General features: G+C 75.4%; 18 protein-coding genes. 3 read left to right on the forward strand and 15 right to left on the reverse strand.

Features of this window, described 5'->3' with window-relative positions:
- The first annotated feature begins 25 nt into the window (after positions 1-25).
- Together A3CO_RS32845 and A3CO_RS0117245 are read left to right on the forward strand one after the other, a co-directional pair.
- Complete coding sequence (locus A3CO_RS32845; RefSeq protein WP_018333484.1) at positions 26-2,074, forward strand: DUF2339 domain-containing protein; 2,049 nt, start codon at positions 26-28, stop codon at positions 2,072-2,074.
- A complete protein-coding gene (locus A3CO_RS0117245; protein ID WP_033414592.1) occupies positions 2,067-3,062 on the forward strand; it encodes a 5'-3' exonuclease in 996 nt (331 codons plus the stop codon). Before A3CO_RS32845 ends, A3CO_RS0117245 begins: the two co-directional genes overlap by 8 nt.
- 56 nt (positions 3,063-3,118) lie before the next feature.
- Here the strand turns inward: A3CO_RS0117245 and A3CO_RS0117250 are convergent, their stop codons facing one another.
- The 9 genes from A3CO_RS0117250 to pafA all read right to left on the reverse strand — a co-directional run bounded on the left by A3CO_RS0117250 (position 3,119) and on the right by pafA (position 13,008).
- On the reverse strand, positions 3,119-3,502 hold the full coding sequence (locus tag A3CO_RS0117250) for an MmcQ/YjbR family DNA-binding protein (protein WP_018333486.1): 384 nt from the start codon (positions 3,500-3,502) through the stop codon (positions 3,119-3,121).
- A 96-nt stretch (positions 3,503-3,598) separates the two neighbouring features.
- A complete protein-coding gene (locus A3CO_RS36040) occupies positions 3,599-4,336 on the reverse strand; it encodes a DUF4333 domain-containing protein (RefSeq protein ID WP_018333487.1) in 738 nt (245 codons plus the stop codon).
- A 31-nt stretch (positions 4,337-4,367) separates the two neighbouring features.
- Entirely contained in the window at positions 4,368-7,202 is a 2,835-nt protein-coding gene (locus A3CO_RS0117260) for a DEAD/DEAH box helicase (protein ID WP_018333488.1), read from the reverse strand.
- A gap of 47 nt (positions 7,203-7,249) precedes the next feature.
- Complete coding sequence (gene tatA / locus A3CO_RS0117265) at positions 7,250-7,501, reverse strand: Sec-independent protein translocase subunit TatA (RefSeq protein WP_018333489.1); 252 nt, start codon at positions 7,499-7,501, stop codon at positions 7,250-7,252.
- The gene (locus A3CO_RS32855; protein ID WP_018333490.1) at positions 7,498-7,761 is read right to left on the reverse strand and encodes a hypothetical protein; all 264 of its coding nucleotides are present in this window, start codon (positions 7,759-7,761) and stop codon (positions 7,498-7,500) included. The genes tatA and A3CO_RS32855 overlap by 4 nt, the downstream gene beginning before the upstream one ends.
- A 19-nt stretch (positions 7,762-7,780) precedes the next feature.
- On the reverse strand, positions 7,781-8,761 hold the full coding sequence (locus tag A3CO_RS0117275; protein WP_018333491.1) for a helix-turn-helix transcriptional regulator: 981 nt from the start codon (positions 8,759-8,761) through the stop codon (positions 7,781-7,783).
- Positions 8,758-9,738 (reverse strand): helix-turn-helix transcriptional regulator, encoded by a 981-nt coding sequence (locus A3CO_RS0117280; RefSeq protein ID WP_018333492.1) that lies wholly within the window; start codon positions 9,736-9,738, stop codon positions 8,758-8,760. The genes A3CO_RS0117275 and A3CO_RS0117280 overlap by 4 nt, the downstream gene beginning before the upstream one ends.
- 69 nt (positions 9,739-9,807) lie before the next feature.
- On the reverse strand, positions 9,808-11,553 hold the full coding sequence (locus tag A3CO_RS0117285; protein ID WP_018333493.1) for a serine/threonine-protein kinase: 1,746 nt from the start codon (positions 11,551-11,553) through the stop codon (positions 9,808-9,810).
- A gap of 96 nt (positions 11,554-11,649) precedes the next feature.
- Positions 11,650-13,008, reverse strand: coding sequence for a Pup--protein ligase (gene pafA, locus A3CO_RS0117290; protein WP_018333494.1), 1,359 nt, complete (start codon positions 13,006-13,008; stop codon positions 11,650-11,652).
- Between the two features lie 201 nt (positions 13,009-13,209).
- On the opposite strand from pafA, the gene A3CO_RS32860 reads away from it, so the two are divergent.
- Positions 13,210-14,685: a bifunctional phosphatase PAP2/diacylglycerol kinase family protein gene (locus A3CO_RS32860; RefSeq protein ID WP_018333495.1), complete on the forward strand. Its 1,476-nt coding sequence runs from the start codon at positions 13,210-13,212 to the stop codon at positions 14,683-14,685.
- Positions 14,686-14,770: 85 nt separating this feature from the next.
- On the opposite strand, the gene prcA is transcribed toward A3CO_RS32860, so the two are convergent.
- The 6 genes from prcA to A3CO_RS32865 form a co-directional block, all read right to left on the reverse strand.
- A complete protein-coding gene (gene prcA, locus A3CO_RS0117300; protein ID WP_018333496.1) occupies positions 14,771-15,550 on the reverse strand; it encodes a proteasome subunit alpha in 780 nt (259 codons plus the stop codon).
- 36 nt (positions 15,551-15,586) lie between these two features.
- Positions 15,587-16,420 (reverse strand): proteasome subunit beta, encoded by an 834-nt coding sequence (gene prcB / locus A3CO_RS0117305; RefSeq protein ID WP_018333497.1) that lies wholly within the window; start codon positions 16,418-16,420, stop codon positions 15,587-15,589.
- Between the two features lie 138 nt (positions 16,421-16,558).
- Positions 16,559-16,753 carry a ubiquitin-like protein Pup gene (locus A3CO_RS0117310; protein ID WP_018333498.1) on the reverse strand — a complete coding sequence of 65 codons (195 nt, stop codon included), beginning with the start codon at positions 16,751-16,753 and terminating at the stop codon, positions 16,559-16,561.
- A 77-nt stretch (positions 16,754-16,830) separates the two neighbouring features.
- A complete protein-coding gene (gene dop, locus A3CO_RS0117315) occupies positions 16,831-18,348 on the reverse strand; it encodes a depupylase/deamidase Dop (RefSeq protein ID WP_018333499.1) in 1,518 nt (505 codons plus the stop codon).
- A complete protein-coding gene (locus A3CO_RS0117320) occupies positions 18,345-19,580 on the reverse strand; it encodes a multidrug effflux MFS transporter (RefSeq protein ID WP_018333500.1) in 1,236 nt (411 codons plus the stop codon). The genes dop and A3CO_RS0117320 overlap by 4 nt, the downstream gene beginning before the upstream one ends.
- A complete protein-coding gene (locus tag A3CO_RS32865; RefSeq protein WP_018333501.1) occupies positions 19,577-20,848 on the reverse strand; it encodes an esterase/lipase family protein in 1,272 nt (423 codons plus the stop codon). The genes A3CO_RS0117320 and A3CO_RS32865 overlap by 4 nt, the downstream gene beginning before the upstream one ends.
- Positions 20,849-20,862 lie beyond the last annotated feature (14 nt).

Raw genomic sequence — 20,862 nt, forward strand, 5'->3', positions numbered from 1 at the left:
CGCCGGGTCGGGTGAGGGTGACCGCATGACGCATCCCGGGGACCCCACCGCCCTGCTCGACCGGCTCGACGGCGAGCTCGCCGACCTCGGCGCCCGCCTCGCCTCCGTCCGTTCCGACCTCGGGGCGCTCCGCGGCTCCCCCGTCCCGACGACGGGTGCCTCCGCGGCTGCCGCCCCGCCCGGCTCCGGTCCTGAGCCCGCACCGCCGTCGACCGCGGCGCCACCGTCGGGTCCGCTGTCGAGTCCTCCGTCGGCTCCCCCGGCCGGGCTGCCGTCGGCCGCACCCGCCGGGCTGCCGTCCGGACCGCCCGCCGGGCTGCCGTGGGCTCCCCCGGCCGGGCTGCCCGCAGGCGTCGGGCCCTGGATGCCGTCCGCGCCGCCGCGGCGGTCGTCGCCGCCCGTACCTCCGGTCAGCGGCCCGGCTCCCGGGTCGGCGGGCCCGACGGTCTGGGCGCCGCCGGCGCCGGTCGGCCCGCGACGGCCCCGTCTCCCCCGGCTGTCGGGCGGCCGGCTGCTCGCGGCGACCGGCGCGGGCGTGACGCTGCTCGGCGTCGTGCTGCTCCTGGCGCTCGCCGCGTCCCGGGGCTGGTTCGGCCCCGGGGCCCGCGTCGCGATGGGCGGGCTGGTCGGTCTCGGGCTCCTCGGGGCGGGCGTCGTCCTGCAGCGTCGGCGCGGTGCCGACGGGGCGGCCGACCCGGGTCCGGTCTCGCTCGCCGCCACCGGTATCACGGCCCTGTACCTGACCGTGGCCGCGGCGGCCTCGCTCTACCGCTTCCTGCCGGCCGCCGCGGCGGTGGTGCTCGCCCTGCTCGTCGCGGGCGGTGGGCTGGTGCTGGCCGACCGCTGGCGGCGGCGCGACCTGGCGCTGGGCGTCGTGGTCGGGGTGGACCTGCTGGTGCCGGCCGTGGTCGACGCGGCGGGCGCACTGCTCGTGGTCCTGCTCGTCGTCGTGGTGGTGGTCGCCCTGCCCGTCGCCGCCCGGCGCGCCTGGCCGGTCCTCGTGGCCGTCTCCACGGTGTACGCGGCGCTCGTCGGCCTGCTCGCCACCGACGCCGTCGGACGCGCCGGATCCTCGCCGGTCGGCGTGGCCGCGGCGGCCGCGGCGCTGCTCGTCGTCGGGGTCGTCGCCGCGCTGGTGCTCGTGGCCGCGCCCGCCGCGGACCGGGCGGCCACGGTGGTGGCCGGCACCGCGCTCGTCGCCCCGGTCCTCCCCCTGCTCGCCGTCGCGTCGACACTCACCCGCCCCTGGGGTGGCGTCCTCGACGTGGTCGCCGCCCTCCTGCTGCTCGTCGCGGCGGTGGTCGCCGAGCGCGGGACGGGCCGGGTCCCGGTGACCCCGGCCCTGGCCGCCACGGCGGTCGCCGTGGCCGGTGTGGTCGGGCTGCAGGCCGTGCCCCTGGTCCTCACCGGCACCGCGCAGGGCGGCGGTCTGCTCGCCGTCGCGGCGGTGCTGGCCGTGCTCGCCGCGCGGACGGGCCGGACGGTCGTGCTGGTGGTCGCGGCCGGGTTCGGCGTCGCCGGCGGAGGTCTCGCGCTGGTCCGGGACCTGCCGCTCGACGTCGTCGTCGGTGGGGACGTCCGCCCGGCGGGGACGCTGCTCGCGATGGCGGCGGTCGGGGTGCTCCTCGCCGCGGCCGCGGGCGCGCTGCTGATCGCCGTCGCCCGGGCGGACCTGCTGGGTGGACGCGACCGCACGGCCGTCGTCGTGGGCCTGCTCGGGATCGTCGGGCTGTACGGGGCGGCGGGCGCCGTCGTGACATCGGCCCTCGCGGCCGCGCCGAGCCGTGGCGGGTTCCTCGCCGGACACGTGCTGGTGACGATCTCCTGGACGGCGCTCGCGCTGGTGCTGCTGGTGCGCGGCGTCGGCGCGGTCCTCCCCCGCGTGCTGGGCGGCGTGCTCGTCGTCGCGGCGGTAACGAAGCTGATCCTCTTCGACCTGGTGGCGCTCGACGGTCTCGCGCGCGTCGTGGTCTTCCTCGGCGCCGGGCTCGTGCTGCTGGTCGCGGGGACGCGCTACGCCCGGCTGGTGACGGCCCCGACCGCCGACCCTGGCACGCTTGCGCCCCATGAGTGACGGAGCCGAGGGTCCCGTGATGCTGCTGGACTCGGCGAGCCTGTGGTTCCGCGCCTTCTACGGGGTGCCGGCGTCGCTGACCGCCGACGACGGCACGCCGGTCAACGCGATCCGCGGGTTCTGCGACATGGTCGCCCGCCTCGTCCGGGCCCGGCAGCCGTCCGCGGTCGTCGCGTGCCTCGACCGTGACTGGCGCCCGGCGTTCCGCGTGCGGGCCCTGCCGTCGTACAAGGCCCACCGGGTGGACACGTCGTCGGGCATCGACCCGTCCGACCCGACCGTCGGCGGCGGTCCCGACGCAGAGGCCGCCCCGGCGGAGCTCGGCGTCCAGGTCCCGGTGATCCTCGACGTCCTCGCCGCCGCGGGCATCCCGACGGCGGGTGCGGAGGGCTTCGAGGCCGACGACGTCATCGGCACCCTCGCGTCCGGCGAGGCGACCGCCGCCGTGGAGGTCGTCTCCGGGGACCGCGACCTGCTCCAGCTGGTGCGCGACGAACCGACCCCGGTGCGGATCGTCTACATCGCCCGCGGGGTGTCGAAGTACGAGGTGTACGGGCCCGAGGAGGTCGCGGCGAAGTACGGCGTGCCGGTCGGCCGTGCCGGCGACGGCTACGCCGAGATGGCGATGCTGCGCGGCGACCCCTCCGACGGGCTGCCGGGCGTGCCGGGCGTCGGCGAGAAGACCGCCTCGCAGGTGGTGTCGAAGTTCGACTCGTGGGCCGAGCTGATCACCGCCGTCGTCGACGGCGGGGACTCCCGGCTCTCGGCCGCCGTGCGCACCAAGCTCGTGAAGGCCGCGCCGTACCTGACGGTCGCGCCCGACGTGGTACTCGTGGCGAAGGACGCGCCGATCGACTGGACCGGCTCGACGCGGTCGCTCCCCCACGAGCCGGCCGACCCGGACGCCCTCGCCGCCCTGGCCGAGCGGTGGAACCTCACGGGGTCGGTGGACCGGCTGACGGCCGCCCTCGCCGGGCGGGACGCCTAGCTCGCTGCCGCGACCGCGAGGACGACGGTGGGGCGGACCCGAGTGTTCGCCCGGTGTCACTCCCGCGGGTGGCGGCGCAGGACCATCGGGGGCGCGACGGCGTACCAGGCCTCGGTGACCAGTTCCCCGAGCTCGTCGACCGCGACCCGGTCGAGGTGGACGAGCACGCTGCTGTGTCCGTCGAAGTGCGGGGTGGTGAAGTAGACGCCGTGCTCGGCGACGAGCGCCTCCTTCGCCCCGAGGTCGGGCACCCGGGCGCCGAGGACCGGCCCCGGCTGCTCGGCCCACCCGAGGTCGGCCAGGTCGCGCACGCGCAGCGGCCGTTCCCAGACGAAGAGCTTCCCCGCCACCTTCCACGACACGGCCCCGCCGTGCGTCGACCGCTCGGCCACCTCGGGCAGCGCGAGCGCGAGTCGTCGCACGTCGTCCCAGGTCGCCATGCGCGTCGACCCTAGGGCAGGCCCGTCCCGCCGACCATGATCATCGACGCGGTCGCTGGTGCGACGGGGCCGCGGAGCACCGGGAGTGCTCGCCGATCACCGCGGCTGGCCGACCTCGTAGGTGCCGGACGCGTCCACCACGTCGACCGGGACGGTCGCGGGGCGACCGTCGACGGTGCCGGTGCAGGTGAAGGTGGTCCCCGGCTGCACGCGCTGGTCGTCGGGACAGCTCACTCCGGTGACCTGGCGCTTCCAGTCGCGGCTCACCACGTCGGTGACCCCGCGTTCGACGGCGGACCGGTCGAGCACGTCGTACCGCGCGAACCGCGGGCCGACGAGGAACGCCAGCAGGGCGACGACCACGAGGGCGATCACGACGACCGCGAGCACGACGCCGAGCACGATCCGCCGCACCCGTCGGCGCCGGGCGGGGTCGGGTGCCGGCGACGGCGGGGGCGCCCATCCCGGAGCGGTCTGCTGCCACGGGCCCGGCTGGAACGCCGGGTTCGGCCAGGCGGCGCCCGGAGTCGGGTCCGGCGCTGTCCCGGACGTGCGCGCCGGGACCACGTCGCCCGGTCCGGGAGCCGCGAACCCCGACGGCGGGGTCGCGTCCTCGTCGCGATCCGTACCCGGCGTGGCGCTCGCGGCCGACGGGGCGCTCGCGGCCGACGGGGCGCTCGCGGCCGGGGTGGACGTCGGCCCGTCACCCCACCGCACCCCGGTCGACCGCGACGGTGCCGGCTCCTCCGACGAGGACGGCTCGGCCGACGGACCACTAGCCGGGTCGGGGGAGTCCTCGGACCGGGCCGACGACTCCCCCGCCGCGTTGGTCACGCCGCCCAGAGTCTCACGGCGGCGCGGTGGCTCAGGTCTCCCCCACCGCCACCACCCCGCGACGGATGGCCCGCCCGGCGTCCGCGGCCGCCCGGCCCACCGGGTCGTCGCTGCCGCAGACGGCGCGAATCTGGTCGAGCAGGTCGAGCACCTGCCGGCACCACCGCACGAAGTCCCCGGCCGAGAGCTCCAGCCCGTGCGCCCGCGCGGAGGACAGCACCACCGACAGGGCGTCGCCGCGTGCCCACCGGTGCACCGGCCAGGCGAAGCCCAGGTCGGGTTCCCGGGTGCGGTCGAGGTGGTGGCGGCGCTCGTCGTGGACCAGGTCGTTCCACAGCCCCACGGTGGCCTCGACCGCGGCCTCGACGGCGTCGGGCACCCGCGGGATCCCGCCGTCGTCGCGACGCGAGTCGTAGACCAGTGACGACGCGACGGCCGCGAGCTCGGCGGGCTTCAGACCGAGCCACACGCCGTGGCGCAGGCACTCCGCCACGAGCAGGTCCGACTCCCCCCACAGCCGGGAGAGGCGGTGCCCGGCGGGCGTGAGTTCCGCGTCCTGCAGGTAGCCCCGCTCCCCCAGCAGCCCCCGGATGCGGTCGAAGTTCCGGGCGAGCGAGTGGGTCGTCGACCGGACCCGCTGCTCGAGCTGCTCGGTCTCGCGTTCCAGCCGGGCGTGCCGCTCGGCCCAGCGCGCCCGGTCCTCGCGGTCGGCCCGCCCGTGGCACGGGTGGGAGCGCACCGCGCGGCGCAGCGACGCGAGCTCGGGGTCCTCGCCGGCCCCGCCGCCCCGTCGTCGGGAACGCCCCGGGGCCTCGATCCCCGTGTCCCGCAGCGCGTTCGCGAGGTCGCGGCGGACCCGCGGCTCCTTGTGGTCGACCCGCTTCGGGAGCTTCATCGACCCGAGCGCGGTGACCGGGTCGGGGAAGTCGGCGATCGACAGCCGCCCGGCCCACCGGTCCTCGGTCAGCACCAGTGGGCGGGGCTCCATGCCGCGACCGGAGCGGTCGACGCCGGGGTCCAGCACGACGGCGAGGCCCGCGCGCTTGCCCGACGGCACCGAGATGACGTCGCCGCGCCCGAGCGCCTCGAGCGAGGCCGAGGCCTCGGCCTTCTGCTGGGTGCGGCCGGCCCGCGCGAGCTGCTTCTCCCGCTCGGTGAGCCGGCGCCGGAGGTCCATGTACTCGGCGAACTCCTCGGCCGAGGCGCCCTCGCCGTCGGACGAGGCGCCGCCGCCCATGGCCTCGGCGTAGCCCTCGAGGGCCTCCCGGTTGCGCTCGACGCGCTTGGCGAGGTGCACCACCGACCGGTCGGCCTGGAACTGCGCGAACGACTGCTCGAGCAGCTCCCGGGCCTCGGTGATGCCGAGGCGGTCGACCAGGTTGACGGCCATGTTGTAGCCGGGCCGGAACGACGAGCGCAGCGGGTACGTGCGCGTCGACGCGAGCCCGGCGACCTGCGCCGGGTCCATCCCGGGCGCCCAGAGCACCACCGCGTGGCCCTCGACGTCGATGCCGCGCCGACCCGCCCGCCCGGTGAGCTGCGTGTACTCGCCCGGCGTGAGCTCGACGTGCGACTCGCCGTTGTACTTGACCAGCTTCTCCAGCACGACCGTCCGCGCGGGCATGTTGATGCCGAGCGCGAGCGTCTCGGTGGCGAACACCGCCCGCACGAGCCCCTGGACGAACAGCTCCTCGACGGTCTCCTTGAACGCCGGGAGCATGCCGGCGTGGTGGGCCGCCACCCCGCGCTCGAGCCCCTCGCGCCACTCCCAGTAGCCGAGCACGTCGAGGTCGGCGTCCGGCAGCGCGGCGCACCGGCGGTCGACGACGGCGCGGATCCGCTCGACCTCATCGCGGTCGGTGAGCCGCAGCCCCGAGCGCACGCACTGGGTCACCGCGGCGTCGCAGCCGGCGCGGCTGAAGATGAAGGTGATCGCGGGCAGGAGCCCGGCCGCGTCGAGCCGCTCGATCACGTCGACGCGCGACGGCGGGCGGTAGCCCGGTCCCCCGCCGCGGCCGTTGCGGCCCGGGCCGGCGCCCCGGTCATCCCGGCGACGGGCGTCCCGGCCCCCGCGCGGCGGCGGCCCGGACCGGCCGCGCCGGTGCCCGCCACCGTCCCGGTCGACCTCCGCGACGGCCTTGGCGAGCGTCGGGTCGACCTTCACCCGGTGGTCCCCGTCGCCCCGGGACTCCTCGGCGAACAGGTCGAACATCCGCGAGCCGACCACCATGTGCTGCCACAGCGGCACCGGCCGGGTCTCGTCGACGACCACGGTGGTGTCGCCGCGGACCTCCACGAGCCAGTCGCCGAACTCCTCGGCGTTCGACACCGTCGCGGACAGCGAGGCGAGCTGCACCCAGCGGGGCAGGTGGAGGATGACCTCCTCCCACACGGCGCCGCGGAAGCGGTCGGCGAGGTAGTGCACCTCGTCCATCACCACGTAGGCGAGCCCGTCGAGCGCCGGGGAGTCGGCGTAGAGCATGTTGCGCAGCACCTCGGTCGTCATCACGACGACGGGTGCGGACCCGTTGACGGCGGTGTCGCCGGTGAGCAGACCGACGGCGTCGGCGCCGTGCCGGGCGACGAGGTCGGCGTACTTCTGGTTCGACAACGCCTTGATCGGCGTCGTGTAGAAGCACTTCTGGCCCCGCGCGAGCGCGAGATGGACCGCGAACTCACCGACGACGGTCTTGCCGGCGCCGGTGGGTGCGCAGACGAGCACACCGTGTCCCTCCTCCAGGGCGAGGCAGGCGCGCCGCTGGAAGTCGTCGAGCTCGAAGCTCAGGGACGTGACGAAGGTGCCGAGCTCGGGGTGCGCCGAGCGGGTGCGCGCTGCGGCGTAGGCCTCGGCGGGAGAGCGGGCCACCCCCCCACCGTGTCACACATCGGTGGGGGCGCGCTGGCGAGGACGGTTCAGTCGGCCCGGCGGGTCTCGTCGGGAACCGTCTCGCGCGGCTTCTCGACGACCGTCGGCTCGGCGCGGGGCGCCTCGACGGGCTTCGGGGCGTCGCTCGTCCTGGCGCGCTCGTCGTCCTCCTTCAGCCCGCGGGTCTCGGCCTTGAAGATGCGCATCGACTGCCCGAGGCCGCGGGCCATGTCGGGCAGCTTCTTGGCACTGAAGAGCAGCACGACGCCGACGACGGCGACGATGATCCATTCGCTCACGGGTGGTTCCCCTCGGAGCCCGGCACGGTCGTCCCCGACTGTACCGGGGAGGAACCGGACATTCGGCGCTGCTCCATCCGGACGCGGAGCGCCGCCACCCGGGCGCGCAGCAGGCCCACCCGGTCGGACAGGAGGCTGCTGAAGGCTCCGGCCACCGTCGTGGTGCGCCGCAGGGTGCGCAGCAGGCCCCCGACCAGGAGCGCCAGCACCACCAGCGCGACGACGACGGCGACGAGGCTCCACACGATGGGTCCGACCACGCCGGGACCCTAACGTCCCTCAGCCGGCGCCGTAGACCGCCAGCGCCTCGCGGGCACGCTCCGCACGGTCGGCGGCGAGCTCGGGCGGCCAGAGCACCTCGACGGTGTCGCCGAGGCCCAGCAGCAGGCGCACCATCCAGGCGCGGTCGCCGTAGCGCATCCGGACGCGGGCCGACCCGTCGTCGTCGGCGACGACCTCCTCCATCGGGTAGTACTCCGCGACCCAGCGAGCCGCCGGCGCCAGGCGCAGGGCCGCGAGTTGCCGGCCCGCGTCGGGGGTGAGGAGGCCGGTGGCGTCCGCGGGCAGGTCCCGCGGCTGCGCGTCGGCCGGGGGGCGGGCCGGTTCGTCGAGGATCTCGGCGTCGTCCACCCGGTCGAGCCGGAACATCCGGACCCCCTCGGCGCGCCGGCACCACGCCTCGAGGTAGGTCGACCCGTCGACCAGCATCAACCGCATCGGGTCGACGTCGCGGCGGCCGACCGCGTCGCGCGAGGCCGAGTAGTAGGTCAGGCGCAGCGCCCGGTGCCGGGCGACGGCGTCGCGCACCGTCGCCTCGGCGCGGGCGTTGCCCGGGGTGCGGCCGAGACCCACCGCGACCGTTCCCGACGACGGGTCCTCGGTGCGTCCCGAGGCCTCCTCGATCTTCGCGAGGGCACGGTGCACGGCGTCGGTGTCGGCGACCCCCGGCGCGTCGGCCAGCGCCCGCAGCGCGACCGCGAGGGTGGCCGCCTCGGGCCCGGAGAGCCGCAGCGGGCGGGAGAGCCCGGCGTCGTAGACCACGGTGACGGTGTCGCCCTCGAACGACAGGTCCACCAGGTCCCCCGGCCCGTAGCCCGGGAGGCCGCACATCCACAGCAGTTCGAGGTCGCGACGCAGCTGCGCCTCGGTGATGCCGAACTCGGCGGCCGCCTCCGCGACGGGCACCCCGGGCCGGGCGAGCAGCCACGGGACGAGCGTGAGCAGGCGCGGCAGGCGTTCCGCCACGCCCTCCGCGCTCACGGGTGCGCCTCGGTGAGCGTGCCCGCACTCGCGCGCAGGGTCGCGATCACCGCGTCGCGCAGGGCCGGCGGCTCGAGCACCACGGCGTCGGGCCCGTGCCCGGCGATCCACCGGGCGAGCGACTCCAGGCGGGAGAGGTCGAGCTCCACCACGTCGGGGTCGCCCTGCGGGTCGGGCCGCCCGGCCCGGCGCAGCCCGGCCGCGCGGCCCGGCACCAGCCGCACCCGGGCCGTTCCCGACGGCGGGGGTGGTCCGGCGGAGCGGGCCACGAGATCGACGAGGTCGACGCCCTGGGGCCGGACCACCGCGCCCCGGGGCCCGACCGGGGTCACCTCGCCCTCGATGCGCGAGATGCGGAAGCAGCGGACGTCGTCCCGGTCCCGGTCGTGCCCCACGAGGTACCAGCGGCCCCGGTAGGACACCACGCCCCAGGGCTCGACGGTGCGGGTGCGGGCCGGGGAGGCGGGGTGGCCGCGGTGGGCGAAGGTGACCGCGCGCCCGGCGCGGGCGGCGGCCAGCAGGGGGGCGAAGGCGGGGTCGGTGGTGCGCACCCGCGGCTGCACCTCCGAGGCCGCCGTCGGGTCGACCTCGACGCCGGCCGCCCGCAGCTTCGTGACGGCGGTGCGGGCGGCCCCCGCCAGCTGCGGGGAGTCCCAGAGCCGGGCGGCGAGCGCGACCGCGGTCGCCTCGTCGGGCGCGAGGTCGATCGCGGCGAGCTCGTAGTCGCCCCGGGCGATGCGGTAGCCGTCGACCGTGTCGAAGATCGACTGCTTGCCGGTCTCGAGCGGGATGCCGAGTTCGCGCAGCTCGGCCTTGTCCCGCTCGAGCATCCGGTAGAACGCCTCGTCGGTCGCGGCCTCCTCGTAGCCCGCGACCGTGGTGCGGATGCGGTCGGCCGTGAGGAATTGCCGCGTCGAGAGCAGCGCCAGCACCAGGTTCACGAGACGCTCGGCACGAGCGGTCGGGGCGGCGGGCACGCCTCAGAGGGTACGTCCGTCGCTCGATCTTGTGTTCGACATCCCGCATCCCGGCGCGTCCGGGGCGGCTCAGGCCGAGTCGGCGCCCCCGCGCGACGCCGAGCGGATCTCCAGCCCGCCCTGGTCATTGCGGTCGACCTGGAAGCTGTAGGTCTCCCGCGAGGTCCGGCCGCTGGCGGTCACGAACTCCAGGACCGCGCGGGCGGAGGTGCCGTCGACCTGCACGTCGTCCGCGCTCACCGAGGTGATGCCGCCCCAGAACCGCTGGTAGCCGCCGTAGCCGCCGGAGGCCTGCCGCGCGTCGCCGGAGAGCAGCGCCCAGGCGCCGGGGATGTTCGCGGGCAGGCTCGCGTAGTACGCGGTGACGGTGCGGCGGGTGTCGTCCTCGGTCACCGGCGCGTTCGGGTCGCCCGCCGCGGGCAGGGCGCTGCTCGGGGCGGTGGGGCTCCCGGGCGAGAGCGGCGCGCCCGCCACGGGCGGCACGGTCTCGGTGCTCGGCACGGTGACCGGCGCGTCCCCGGTGGTCGTCGGCACGGGCGCGGGCGCCGCGACCGTGGTCCGCGGCGCGGCGGTGCGCGGGTGGTCGGCGGCGGCGAGGGCGGCGCCCACCCCGGCCGCGAGGACCACCGCGGAGGCGGCGACCACCGCGAGCACCCGACGACGACGCCGGGCGCCGGCGCGGACCGGCTGCGGCGCGGTCACGGGGCCCGGCGCCGGGGCCAGCGGGAACCAGTCCGAGCGGTCGTCGGGCCCGCCGACCGACCCCGGGGCGTCGGGGGAGGTCGCCGGCCCGGTCGCGACGGGCCGGCGCCCCGCGACGTCGGCGGTCGACGGGTCGGCGGGCTCGTCCGGGGCCGGCACGACGTCGGGCGGGGGGACCGGGGTCGGTGGGAGGCCCGCCTCCGCGGCCCCGAGCGCGGCGCGCGCCTCGAGGGCGGAGCGCAGCAGGGCGGTGTCGGGACGGTGCCGGGCCTCCAGGCGCAGCATCGCCGAGAGGGGGCGGCCCAGGACGCCGGCGCGGGTCGCGGGGCGCAGTCGGCCCTCGGCCATGGCGTGCAGGACGGCGAGGGTGTTGTCGAGCCGACCGCAGACGAGCTCGTTCTCGACGGCCGCGTAGAGCGTGGCGCCGAGCGAGAACACGTCCGAGGCGGGTGTCGGGTCGCCGCCGCGGGCGACCTCCGGCGCGAAGTAGCCGGGCGTGCCCGCGACGAGCCCGCCGCCGGTCGCGCTGGTGTCCCAGGAGGCGCGCGAGACCCCGAAGTCGGTCAGCTTCGCGACGCCGTCCTCGGTGATGAGCACGTTGCCCGGCTTGACGTCCCCGTGGACGATCCCCGCCTCGTGCACCGCCGAGAGCGCATCGGCGATCTGGGCGCCGATGCGCGCGACCTCGGTCGGCGGCAGCGGGCCCCGCTCCGCGAGCACCGCCGCGAGCGAGCGCGACGGGAGGTACTCCATGACGATCCACGGCATCGAGCCGTGCGTGACGACGTCGAACACCGCGATGGCCCGCGGGTGCACCACCCGGGCCGCGATCCGGCCCTCCCGCATCGCGCGGGCCCGGGCGACCCGCAGCTCGGTCTCGTCCCCGTCGCGCGGTGCCGTGAGCTGCTTGACCGCGACCGTGCGGCTCAGCCGCCGGTCCCACGCCGACCACACCACGCCCATGGCGCCCGCCCCGAGGCACTCGCCCACGCGGTAGCGGCCCGCCAGCAGCGTGCCCTCGACCTCCGGGTCCGGTGTCACGGACGCGGCGTCGTGCATCGTGCTCGGCTGGTCGGCGGGCGTCACCCGGGACGTGCGGTCCTGGTGCTCCATCGGCTGTGTGCCGTCCTCGTCCTCGGTCGATCGGTCAGGTGCGGTGCTGGGGTTTGACCGGACCGGCCGACACGAGGCGTGAGCGCTGTTACACGGTCACAGCGTCGCGATGAGCCGGTCCACCCGTTCGTCCACCGCGCGGAACGGGTCCTTGCACAGGACGGTTCGTTGCGCCTGGTCGTTCAGTTTGAGATGAACCCAGTCGACCGTGAAATCACGCCCGGCGTTCTGGGCGGCGGCGATGAAGTCGCCCCGCAGCTTCGCCCGGGTGGTCTGCGGCGGGGTGTCCTTCGCGGCCTCGATCTCGCCGTCGTCGGTGACCCGGTCGACCATGTCCTTGCGCTGCAGCAGGTCGAACACGCCCCGGCCGCGGCGGATGTCGTGGTAGGCGAGGTCGAGCTGGGCGATTCGCGGGCTCGACAGCCCGAGGTCGCCCCGCTTGCGGTAGCGCTCGACGAGCTTGTGCTTGATGGCCCAGTCGATCTCGCGGTCGATCAGGCTCAGGTCCTGGCGGTCGACCGCGTCGAGGGTGCGGCCCCACAGCTCGAGCACCCGGTCGGTCACCGGGTCGCTCCCCCGGCGCGCGACGTGCTCGACGGCGCGCTGGTGGTACTCGCGCTGGATGTCGAGGGCGCCGGCCTCGCGGCCCCCGGCGAGCCGGACCGGGCGGCGGCCGGTGAGGTCGTGGCTGATCTCGCGGATGGCGCGGATCGGGTTGTCCAGCGTGAAGTCCCGGAACTGGACGCCCTGCTCGATCATCTCCAGCACCAGGTGGGTGGTGCCGACCTTGAGCAGGGTGGTGACCTCGCTCATGTTCGAGTCGCCGACGATCACGTGGAGGCGGCGGTAGCGCTCGGCGTCGGCGTGCGGCTCGTCGCGGGTGTTGATGATCGGGCGGCTGCGGGTGGTGGCCGAGGACACACCCTCCCAGATGTGCTCGGCGCGCTGGGACAGGCAGAAAACGGCCCCGCGCGGGGTCTGCAGCACCTTGCCCGCGCCCGCGATCAGCTGGCGGGTGACGAGGAAGGGCAGCAGCACGTCCGCGATGCGGGAGAACTCGCCGGAGCGGCCGACGAGGTAGTTCTCGTGGCAGCCGTAGGAGTTGCCCGCCGAGTCGGTGTTGTTCTTGAACAGGAAGATGTCGCCGCCGATGCCCTCGTCGGCGAGGCGGCGCTCGGCGTCGAGGAGCAGGTCCTCGAGGATCCGCTCACCGGCCTTGTCGTGCGCCACGAGCTGCTCGAGGGAGTCGCACTCCGCCGTCGCGTACTCCGGGTGCGACCCGACGTCGAGGTAGAGCCGCGAGCCGTTGCGCAGGAAGACGTTCGAGGAGCGTCCCCACGACACCACCCGCCGGAACAGGTAACGAGCGACCTCGTCGGGGGAGAGCCGACGCTGACCGTGGAAGGTGCAGGTCACCCCGAACTCGGTCTCGATGCCGTAGATCCGCCGCTGCATGGTCTCCAGCCTAAGCCCCCGAGGCCGCTCGCGGTCCCCTCCGACACCGGGCCGTACCAGTCCCCCGTCGCTCCGCTCGCCCCCGTAGGGTCAACCCCCATGCTTCCCCGGCGACGCGCACGCCGCGCGAAGGCAGTGGTCCGCACGGGTCTGCGGCAGAGCCGTCGCTCGTTGCGCCCGGTGGGCAGGCTGGACCGGCGGGTGACGGGGGCGATCGGAGACCTCCCGCCGACCCGGCTCGACTCCGCGCTCCTGACGCTGACCCGGTCGGCCAACCACTCCGGCCTGTGGTTCGCCGCCGCCTCGCTCCTCGCCGGCCTGGGCACCCGCAGGACGCGACGCGGCGCGCTGCGCGGGGTGTTCGGGATCGGGCTGGCGAGCTTCGCGTCCAACGCCGTGCTCAAGCCGCTCGTGCCGCGCCGGCGCCCGGCGGCGGACCTGCTGCCGCCCTACCGCCGCCTGCCCGACCGGCCGACCTCGTCGTCGTTCCCCTCCGGGCACTCCGCGTCGGCCTTCGCCTTCGCGCTCGGGGTCGGGCTGGAGAGCCCCCGCGCCGCCGCCGTGCTCGCCCCGCTGGCCGCCACCGTGGCGTACTCCCGCATCCACGTCGGCGTGCACTGGACCAGCGACGTCGCCGTCGGCTCGGCCGTCGGCGCCGGCGCGGCGCTGCTCACGCAGCGCTGGCTGCCGCGGCGGCCCACCGACGAGGCGATCGCGCGGCCGTGGCTCGACGCGCCGGCCCTCGAGGACGGCGACGGGCTGTCCATGGTGGTCAACATGGGCTCCGGCCGGCCCGGGGTAGACCCGGCCGAGGAGGTCGCGTCCGCCCTCCCGAAGGCCAACATCGTCCGGTTGGAGCCGGGTGACGACCTCCTCGCCCGGCTGCAGGAGGCCGCGGGCACCCCGGGCACGGAGGCTCTCGGGATCGCGGGCGGGGACGGCTCGGTCGCGGCGGCCGCCCGGATCGCCGAGGACCTCGACCTGCCGCTGGCCGTCATGCCCGCCGGCACGCTCAACCACTTCGGCCGTGACGTCGGCGTGTACGACCTCCAGGAGGTCGTCGACGCCACCGGTGCCGGCGAGGCGGTCGCCGTCGACGTCGGGGAGCTGCGGGTCTACTCGGCCTCCACCGGACCGGCGGGTGGCGAGCGCATCGTCTTCATCAACACCGCGTCGTTCGGCGGCTACCCGGACATGGTGCGGCTGCGCGAGAAGTGGGAGAAGCGCTGGGGCAAGTGGCCGGCGGCGTCCGCGGCCCTCGTCGCCGTGCTCTGGACCGCCCGGCCCATCCGCTGCCGCATCGACGGCCAGGAGACGAAGGTCTGGATGGTCTTCGTCGGCAACGGGCCCTACGCACCGGCCGGCATGACGCCCGCCTACCGCCCGCGGCTCGACACCGGCCTGCTCGAGGTGCGCTATCTGCGCGCCGACCGCCGGTTCTCCCGCGCGCGCGCCGTCGTCGGGCTGCTGCTCGGCACCCTCGGCCACACCCGCACCTACGTCGAGCACACCGCCCGCACGCTGGACGTGGAGCTGCTCGACGGCCCGCTCGAGGTCGCCACCGACGGCGAAGTCATGGTCGCGGGCGAGCGGCTGGTCTTCTCGGTCGCCGAGCACCCGGTGCCGGTCTACCGCCGTGACGAGACCCGCTGGCCGGAGCGCGCCGCGGCCCGGTGACCGCGGGTCACCGGCCCGGGACGTGCGGACGGCACTCCCGCAGCCGCGAGGTGCGCGGGCGTGCCGTCAGCTCGATCGGTGCAGGTCAGGCGTCCGCGCCACCGGCGCCCGAGACCTCGTCGCCCGCCCCGGTGTCGCCGGCGTCCTCGGCCGCGGCGGCGGACCCGGCGTCGGGGAGGAGCCCCGCCAGCGCCGCGCCGGTGAGTCGGCGGAAGGAGCGCCGCGGACGGCGGGTGCGGTCGAGCAGGGCGACCTCGAGCGAGTCGACGGCGAGCGTGCGGTCCTCGGAGGTCCCGTTCTGCGCCTGCAGCGCGTCGAGGGCGGTGCGCAGGGCGCCCTGGGTGTCGAGCGAGGCGTCGTAGGACGACTTCAGCGCCGTCGAGATGGGCTCGGTGGTGCCGCCCATGACCACGAACTGCGGCTCGTCGGAGATCGAGCCGTCGTAGGTGATGCGGAAGAGCTGGTCGGAGTCGGCGGTCTCGCCCAGCGCGGCGACGCACAGCTCGACCTCGAACGGCTTCTGCTGCTCGATGAAGCTCGCGCCGAGGATGTTCGAGTAGGCGTTCGCCAGCGCCCGGCCGGAGACGTCGCGTCGGTCGTAGGAGTAGCCCTGCACGTCGGCCCACCGGACCCCGGCGCGGCGCAGGTTCTCGAACTCGTTGTAGCGCCCGACCGCGGCGAACCCGAGCTGGTCGTAGATCTCGGAGATCTTGCGCAGCGACTTCGACCGGTTCTCCGCGACGAACAGGACCCCGTCCGCGCAGCTCAGCACCACCACGCTGCGACCGCGGGAGATGCCCTTGCGGGCGAGCTCCGAGCGGTCGCGCATCAGCTGGTCGACCGACGCGTAGAACGGCATCGTCATGGCGGGGAGGCTCCCTCTTCGGTGCGGTGGGGTCGGTCAGCTGGTCGCGCGCTCGCGGCGGCCCGCGATCACGGCCTCTGCGACGGTCTGGACCTCGTCGGCGGGCAGCTGGACCGCGCCCTGGGCGTCGATCGCCACGACGATCGGGAAGATGTGGCGGACGGTGTCGGGGCCACCGGTCGCCGAGTCGTCGTCGGCCGCGTCGTAGAGCGCCTCGACGGTGTTGCGGACCGTGGTGTCGCGGTCGGCGGTCACGTCGTGCAGCTTCTTCAGCGAGGACCGGGCGAACAGCGAGCCGGACCCGACCGCGGCGTAGCCGCCGTGCTCCTCGTAGCGGCCGCCGACCACGTCGTAGGAGACGATCCGGCCCGCGCGGCGCGGGTCGACGGCGTCGAGGTCGTACCCCGCGAACAGCGGGACGTAGGACAGGCCCTGCATGGCCGCCCCGAGGTTGCCGCGGATCATCGAGGCGAGGCGGTTGGACTTGCCGTCGAAGGTCAGGCCGACGCCCTCGAGCTTCTCGTAGTGCTCCAGGTCGACCGCGAACAGCCGGATGGCCTCCACGGCCAGGCCCGCGGTGCCGGCGATCCCGGCCGCCGAGTAGTCGTCGGTGATGTAGACCTTCTGCATGTCCCGCTGGGAGATGAGGTTGCCCATCGTCGCCCGGCGGTCACCAGCGATGACGACGCCGCCGTCGTAGGCGGCCGCGACGATCGTCGTGCCGTGCGGGACCCCGCTCGCGATCTCGGGGCCGGCGCCGCGCGCGGTGGGCAGCAGGTCCGGCCGGACCGTCGAGAGGAAGTCGATGAACGAGGAGGTGCCGGAGTCGAAGTAGGCGGGGGCCAGCCCGGTGATGCTCCTGGGGTCCATCGGCGGTCGTCGCTCCTCTGCTGGTGGTACCGCTACCGAGACGGCGCGGCGGGCCGGAACGCTAGTCCCGGCCCGCCGCTCGTGCACTGCCGGTGCGTCGGGGTTCGCGCGTGGCGAACCCCGGCGGACCGGGGTCGGCTACTCGCCGCCCTTCTGGACGTACGCCCGGACGAAGTCCTCGGCGTTCTCCTCCAGGACGTCGTCGATCTCGTCGAGGATGCTGTCGGTCTCCTCGCCGAGCTTCTCCCGGCGCTCCTGGCCGGCGGCGGTCGAGTCCTCGCCGCCGTCGCCGTCGTCGCCACCGCCCTGCCGCTGGGTCTGTTCCTGCGCCATGGCTGCCTCCCGGGACCGCTGTTGGTGGTGCTGGCCGTGACCCTACCTGCCGCGGGCCGCGCCCGACGTCGTGAACATCATCCCCTGGTGAGCGCCTCGACCAGCGCCGTGGCGTTCTCGGCGTTGTCGATGAGCTCGCCGACGTGCCCCCGGGTGCCGCGCAGCGGTTCGAGGGTGGGGATCCGTACAAGGGACTCGCGCCCGAGGTCGAAGATGACCGAGTCCCAGGACGCGGCCGCCACCTCGCTCGGGTAGCGCTCCAGGCACCGGCCGCGGAAGTAGGCGCGGGTGTCCTCCGGCGGGCGGGTCACCGCGGCCCGGACCTCCTCCTCGGTGACCAGGCGCTTGATCGACCCGCGCGTGACCAGGCGGTTGTAGAGCCCCTTGGCCTGGCGCACGTCGGAGTACTGCAGGTCGATCAGGTGCAGCTTCGGGGAGTCCCAGGGCAGGTTGTCGCGCTCCTGGTAGCTCCGCAGCAGCTTGAGCTTGGCCACCCAGTCGAGCCGGTCCGCGCAGCGCAGCGGGTCGGTCTCGAGGTCGTCGAGGACCTCGCCCCAGATGTCGAGGGTCTCGCGGGTGACCGCGTCGACGTCCTCGCCCTGGGTCTCCTGCTCGTGCTTGCGGGCCCGCTCGTAGTACTCCCGCTGGATCTGCAGCGCCGTCATCCGCTTGCCGTTCGCGAGCTCGACCTCGAGCTGCAGCGTCGGGTCGTGGCTGATGCGGTGCACCGAGCGGACCGGCTCGAGCAGCCGCAGGTCGTCGAAGCGGACGCCGTCCTCGATCATCGAGAGGACCAGCGCCGTCGTCCCGACCTTGAGGAACGTCGAGTACTCGGAGAGGTTCGCGTCGCCGATGATGACGTGCAGGCGGCGGTACTTGTCGGCGTCGGCGTGCGGCTCGTCGCGGGTGTTGATGATGCCGCGCTTGAGCGTGGTCTCCAGGCCGACCTCGACCTCGATGTAGTCCGCGCGCTGCGAGAGCTGGTAGCCGGCCTCGTCCCCGGAGGCGCCGATGCCGACGCGGCCCGCGCCGGTCATCACCTGCCGGGTCACGAAGAACGGGGTGAGCCCGGAGATGATGCTGGGGAACGGCGTCTGCCGGTTGCACAGGTAGTTCTCGTGCGAGCCGTACGAGGCGCCCTTGCCGTCGATGTTGTTCTTGTAGAGCTGGATGCGGGGGGTGCCCGGCACGACGGCGGCCTTCTCGGCCGCGTCCTCCATCACCCGCTCCCCCGCCTTGTCCCAGATGACCGCGCCGCGCGGCGTCGTGACTTCGGGGGCGGAGAACTCGGGGTGCGCGTGGTCGACGTAGAGCCGGGCACCGTTGGTGAGGATGACGTTGGCGGCGCCGAGGTCGTCGAGGTCGCCGGTGTCCGGCGGCGGGCCGGCGCTCGGGCCGAGGTCGAAACCGCGGGCGTCGCGCAGCGGGGACTCCACCTCGTAGTCCCAGCGGGCCCGGCGGGCGCGGGGCACGTCGGCGGCCGCGGCGTAGGCGAGGACGACCTGGGTGGAGGTGATGACGGGGTTCGCCGTCGGGTCGCCCGGCACGGAGATGCCGTACTCGATCTCGGTGCCCATGATGCGGCGCGCGGTCATGTCCCCGACCCTAGTTGGCCGCGGGACGCGGTGCCGGGCTCCCCGCGCCGCCAGAGCAGGGCGAAGGTCCCCAGGGCGACCACGGCGGCCGTCGTCATGACGATGCCCATCGGGACGGCGGTCCGCCCGCCCCCGATGCCCACCAGCGGCGACGTGACGCCGCCGACGATGAACTGGGCGGTCCCGAGCAGGGCCGAGGCGCTGCCGGCCCGGTCGGGGTGGTCGGCGAGCGTCAGCGTGGTCGCGGTCGGCAGGGTCAGCCCGACCCCGACGACGGTGGTGAACAGCCCGGCGAGGACGGCGACGATGCCGAGGGCCGCCGCGCCCACGAGCACGACCACCGACCCGACCACGGTCACGACGAGCCCGGTCGCGAGCATGCGCGCGGGCCGGACCCGCTCGGCGCCCACGAGCCGGCCCGCGACCTGCACGGCCGTCACGATCCCGACGGAGTTCACCGCGAACACGCCACTGAACTGCTGGGGGCTGAGCCCGAACAGCGCCTGGAGCACGAACGACGAGCCCGAGATGTAGGCGAACATCGCGGCGAACCCGAAGCCGGCGGCGCACACGCACGCGACCACCCGCCGATCGGCGAGCAGGACGGCGAAGGACTGTCGGGTGGCGCGCCACCCCCCGTGGCTGCGCCGGTCCGGCGGCAGCGTCTCCGGGACGAGGGTCAGGACACCGATCGCCACCACCGCACCGAGGACCGCCAGGAACACGAACACCCCGCGCCAGGACGTCAGGCGCAGGAGCTGACCCCCGAGGACGGGCGCCACGATCGGCGCCACCCCGGACACGAGCATGAGGGCGGCGAAGCCACGGGCGGCGGCGGGTCCGCTGTAGAGGTCCCGGACGACGGCGCGGGCCAGGACGATCCCGACCGCCCCGAACAGGCCCTGGGCGAGGCGCAGGACCACCAGGGTCCCCACGTCCGGCGCCGCGGCGCACGCGGCGGAGAACACGACGAAGCCGACCGCTCCGACGATCAGCGGACGTCGGCGGCCCAGGACGTCCGACACCGGCCCGCCGACGAGCTGCCCGACGGCGAGGCCCACCACCGAGGAGGTGAGGGTCAGCCCGACCAGCGGCGCCGACGCGTCGAGGTCCGCCGCGACCGCCGGCAGCGCGGGCAGGTAGGTGTCGGTGGCGAGCGGCGCGGCGGCGCTCAGCGCGCCGAGGACGACGGTGAGGGCGAGGCTCCCCCGGTGGCGGCCGGGTCCGCTCACCGCCGGTCGTCGACGGCGGTCGGGGACGACCCGGCGTCGGGGGGCTCGTCGGCGGCCAGCCAGCGGAGCAGGTGCTCGTGGATCCGCGGGTCGTTGAGCAGGTGGAAGTGGTGCGACGACGGGAGGGTCTCGACGTCGGCGATCGCGCCGCGCGCGGAGTCCACCGGGACGAGCAGGTCGCCGAGGATGTTGGCCAGCGGGTGGTGGGCGCTCGAGGTCAGGCAGGCGGCGACGCCGTGGTGGGTCGACGAGGCGAGCAGCGGCACGTCGGTGTCGGAGACGCCGGCGACGAGGTCGCGGATGCCGGCCGAGCGGCGGTCGAGGAACTCGCCCCACGTGCGGGACCGGGCCCAGCGGGAGAGCTGGGTGGCGAGCTGGTCGACGCGGTGGGCGAGCGGGGCGCCATCGTGCGGGGACCCGAGGTAGACCATGCGGCGCACCGCGTGCACCCACGGCTCACCCGCGAGCACCGCGGCGTGGCAGGCGTGGCGCAGCACGAGCCCGCCCATGGAGTGGCCGACGAGGTCGAGCCGACGGATCGGCACCGGCCACGCCTCGACGACCTCGGCGAGCAGCACCGAGAGCGCGGCGCCGTTGTGGGCGATGCGCATGCCGGTGTTGTAGCGCAGCAGCAGCGGGACCGCCCCGACCGTGGAGGCGAGGCGCTCGGCGTAGCCCTCCCCCGCGCTGTCCTCGTCGGCCAGGCGCCAGGCGTGCTCGGTCTCCCCCAGGCCGTGCACGAACAGCACGACGTGGGACAGGTCGCGCTCGGGGTGGTCGGCCACCCGGATGTCGTCGAGGCGCAGCTGGGCGTGCGGGTCCTCGTCGTCGCCGATGGTGGAGGTGTAGAGCGCCATCGGGACGGCGAGGTCGTTGTCGAGGGCCACCATGTGGTCCCCGACGAGGCCGTTGATCGCGCCGGTCAGCACCGCGCCGGCCGGGCGGGAGGTGATGGGCGTCCAGTCGGCCTTCCCGGACGCCTCGCGGTAGACCTCGGCGGCCAGCCCGATGCCGCGGCCCGCGGCGTGCCCGATGCCGCGCACCGCGGAGTAGACGCCGGCGGAGATGCCGTCGTGCAGCACCTGCACCGGCTTCGAGGCGGGCCCGAGGCCCACCAGCCGTAGGGTGGCGAACACCGTGTCGGAGATCGCGCGGTGGGTGCCCTCGACGGGGCGGGAGAGGATGTCGACGGCCTCGGACGCGACACCGGCCGCCCCCCGGACCTCGTTGCGAGGCGCGGGAAGCGGCCGGTGCTGCTCGTCCGTCATGGAGGTGACGGTAC

The organism is Actinomycetospora chiangmaiensis DSM 45062, from assembly GCF_000379625.1.
GTDB classification, from domain to species: Bacteria; Actinomycetota; Actinomycetes; order Mycobacteriales; family Pseudonocardiaceae; genus Actinomycetospora; species Actinomycetospora chiangmaiensis.

Excerpts from the sequence above, each read along its gene's own strand:
- A3CO_RS32845 (WP_018333484.1), top strand. The coding sequence starts at position 26 with ATGACGCATCCCGGGGACCCCACCGCCCTGCTCGACCGGCTCGACGGC.
- A3CO_RS0117245 (WP_033414592.1), top strand. The coding sequence starts at position 2,067 with ATGAGTGACGGAGCCGAGGGTCCCGTGATGCTGCTGGACTCGGCGAGC.
- A3CO_RS0117250 (WP_018333486.1), bottom strand. The coding sequence starts at position 3,502 with ATGGCGACCTGGGACGACGTGCGACGACTCGCGCTCGCGCTGCCCGAG.
- A3CO_RS0117285 (WP_018333493.1), bottom strand. The coding sequence starts at position 11,553 with ATGGAGCACCAGGACCGCACGTCCCGGGTGACGCCCGCCGACCAGCCG.
- pafA (WP_018333494.1), bottom strand. The coding sequence starts at position 13,008 with ATGCAGCGGCGGATCTACGGCATCGAGACCGAGTTCGGGGTGACCTGC.
- prcA (WP_018333496.1), bottom strand. The coding sequence starts at position 15,550 with ATGACGATGCCGTTCTACGCGTCGGTCGACCAGCTGATGCGCGACCGC.
- prcB (WP_018333497.1), bottom strand. The coding sequence starts at position 16,420 with ATGGACCCCAGGAGCATCACCGGGCTGGCCCCCGCCTACTTCGACTCC.
- A3CO_RS0117310 (WP_018333498.1), bottom strand. The coding sequence starts at position 16,753 with ATGGCGCAGGAACAGACCCAGCGGCAGGGCGGTGGCGACGACGGCGAC.
- dop (WP_018333499.1), bottom strand. The coding sequence starts at position 18,348 with ATGACCGCGCGCCGCATCATGGGCACCGAGATCGAGTACGGCATCTCC.
- A3CO_RS32865 (WP_018333501.1), bottom strand. The coding sequence starts at position 20,848 with ATGACGGACGAGCAGCACCGGCCGCTTCCCGCGCCTCGCAACGAGGTC.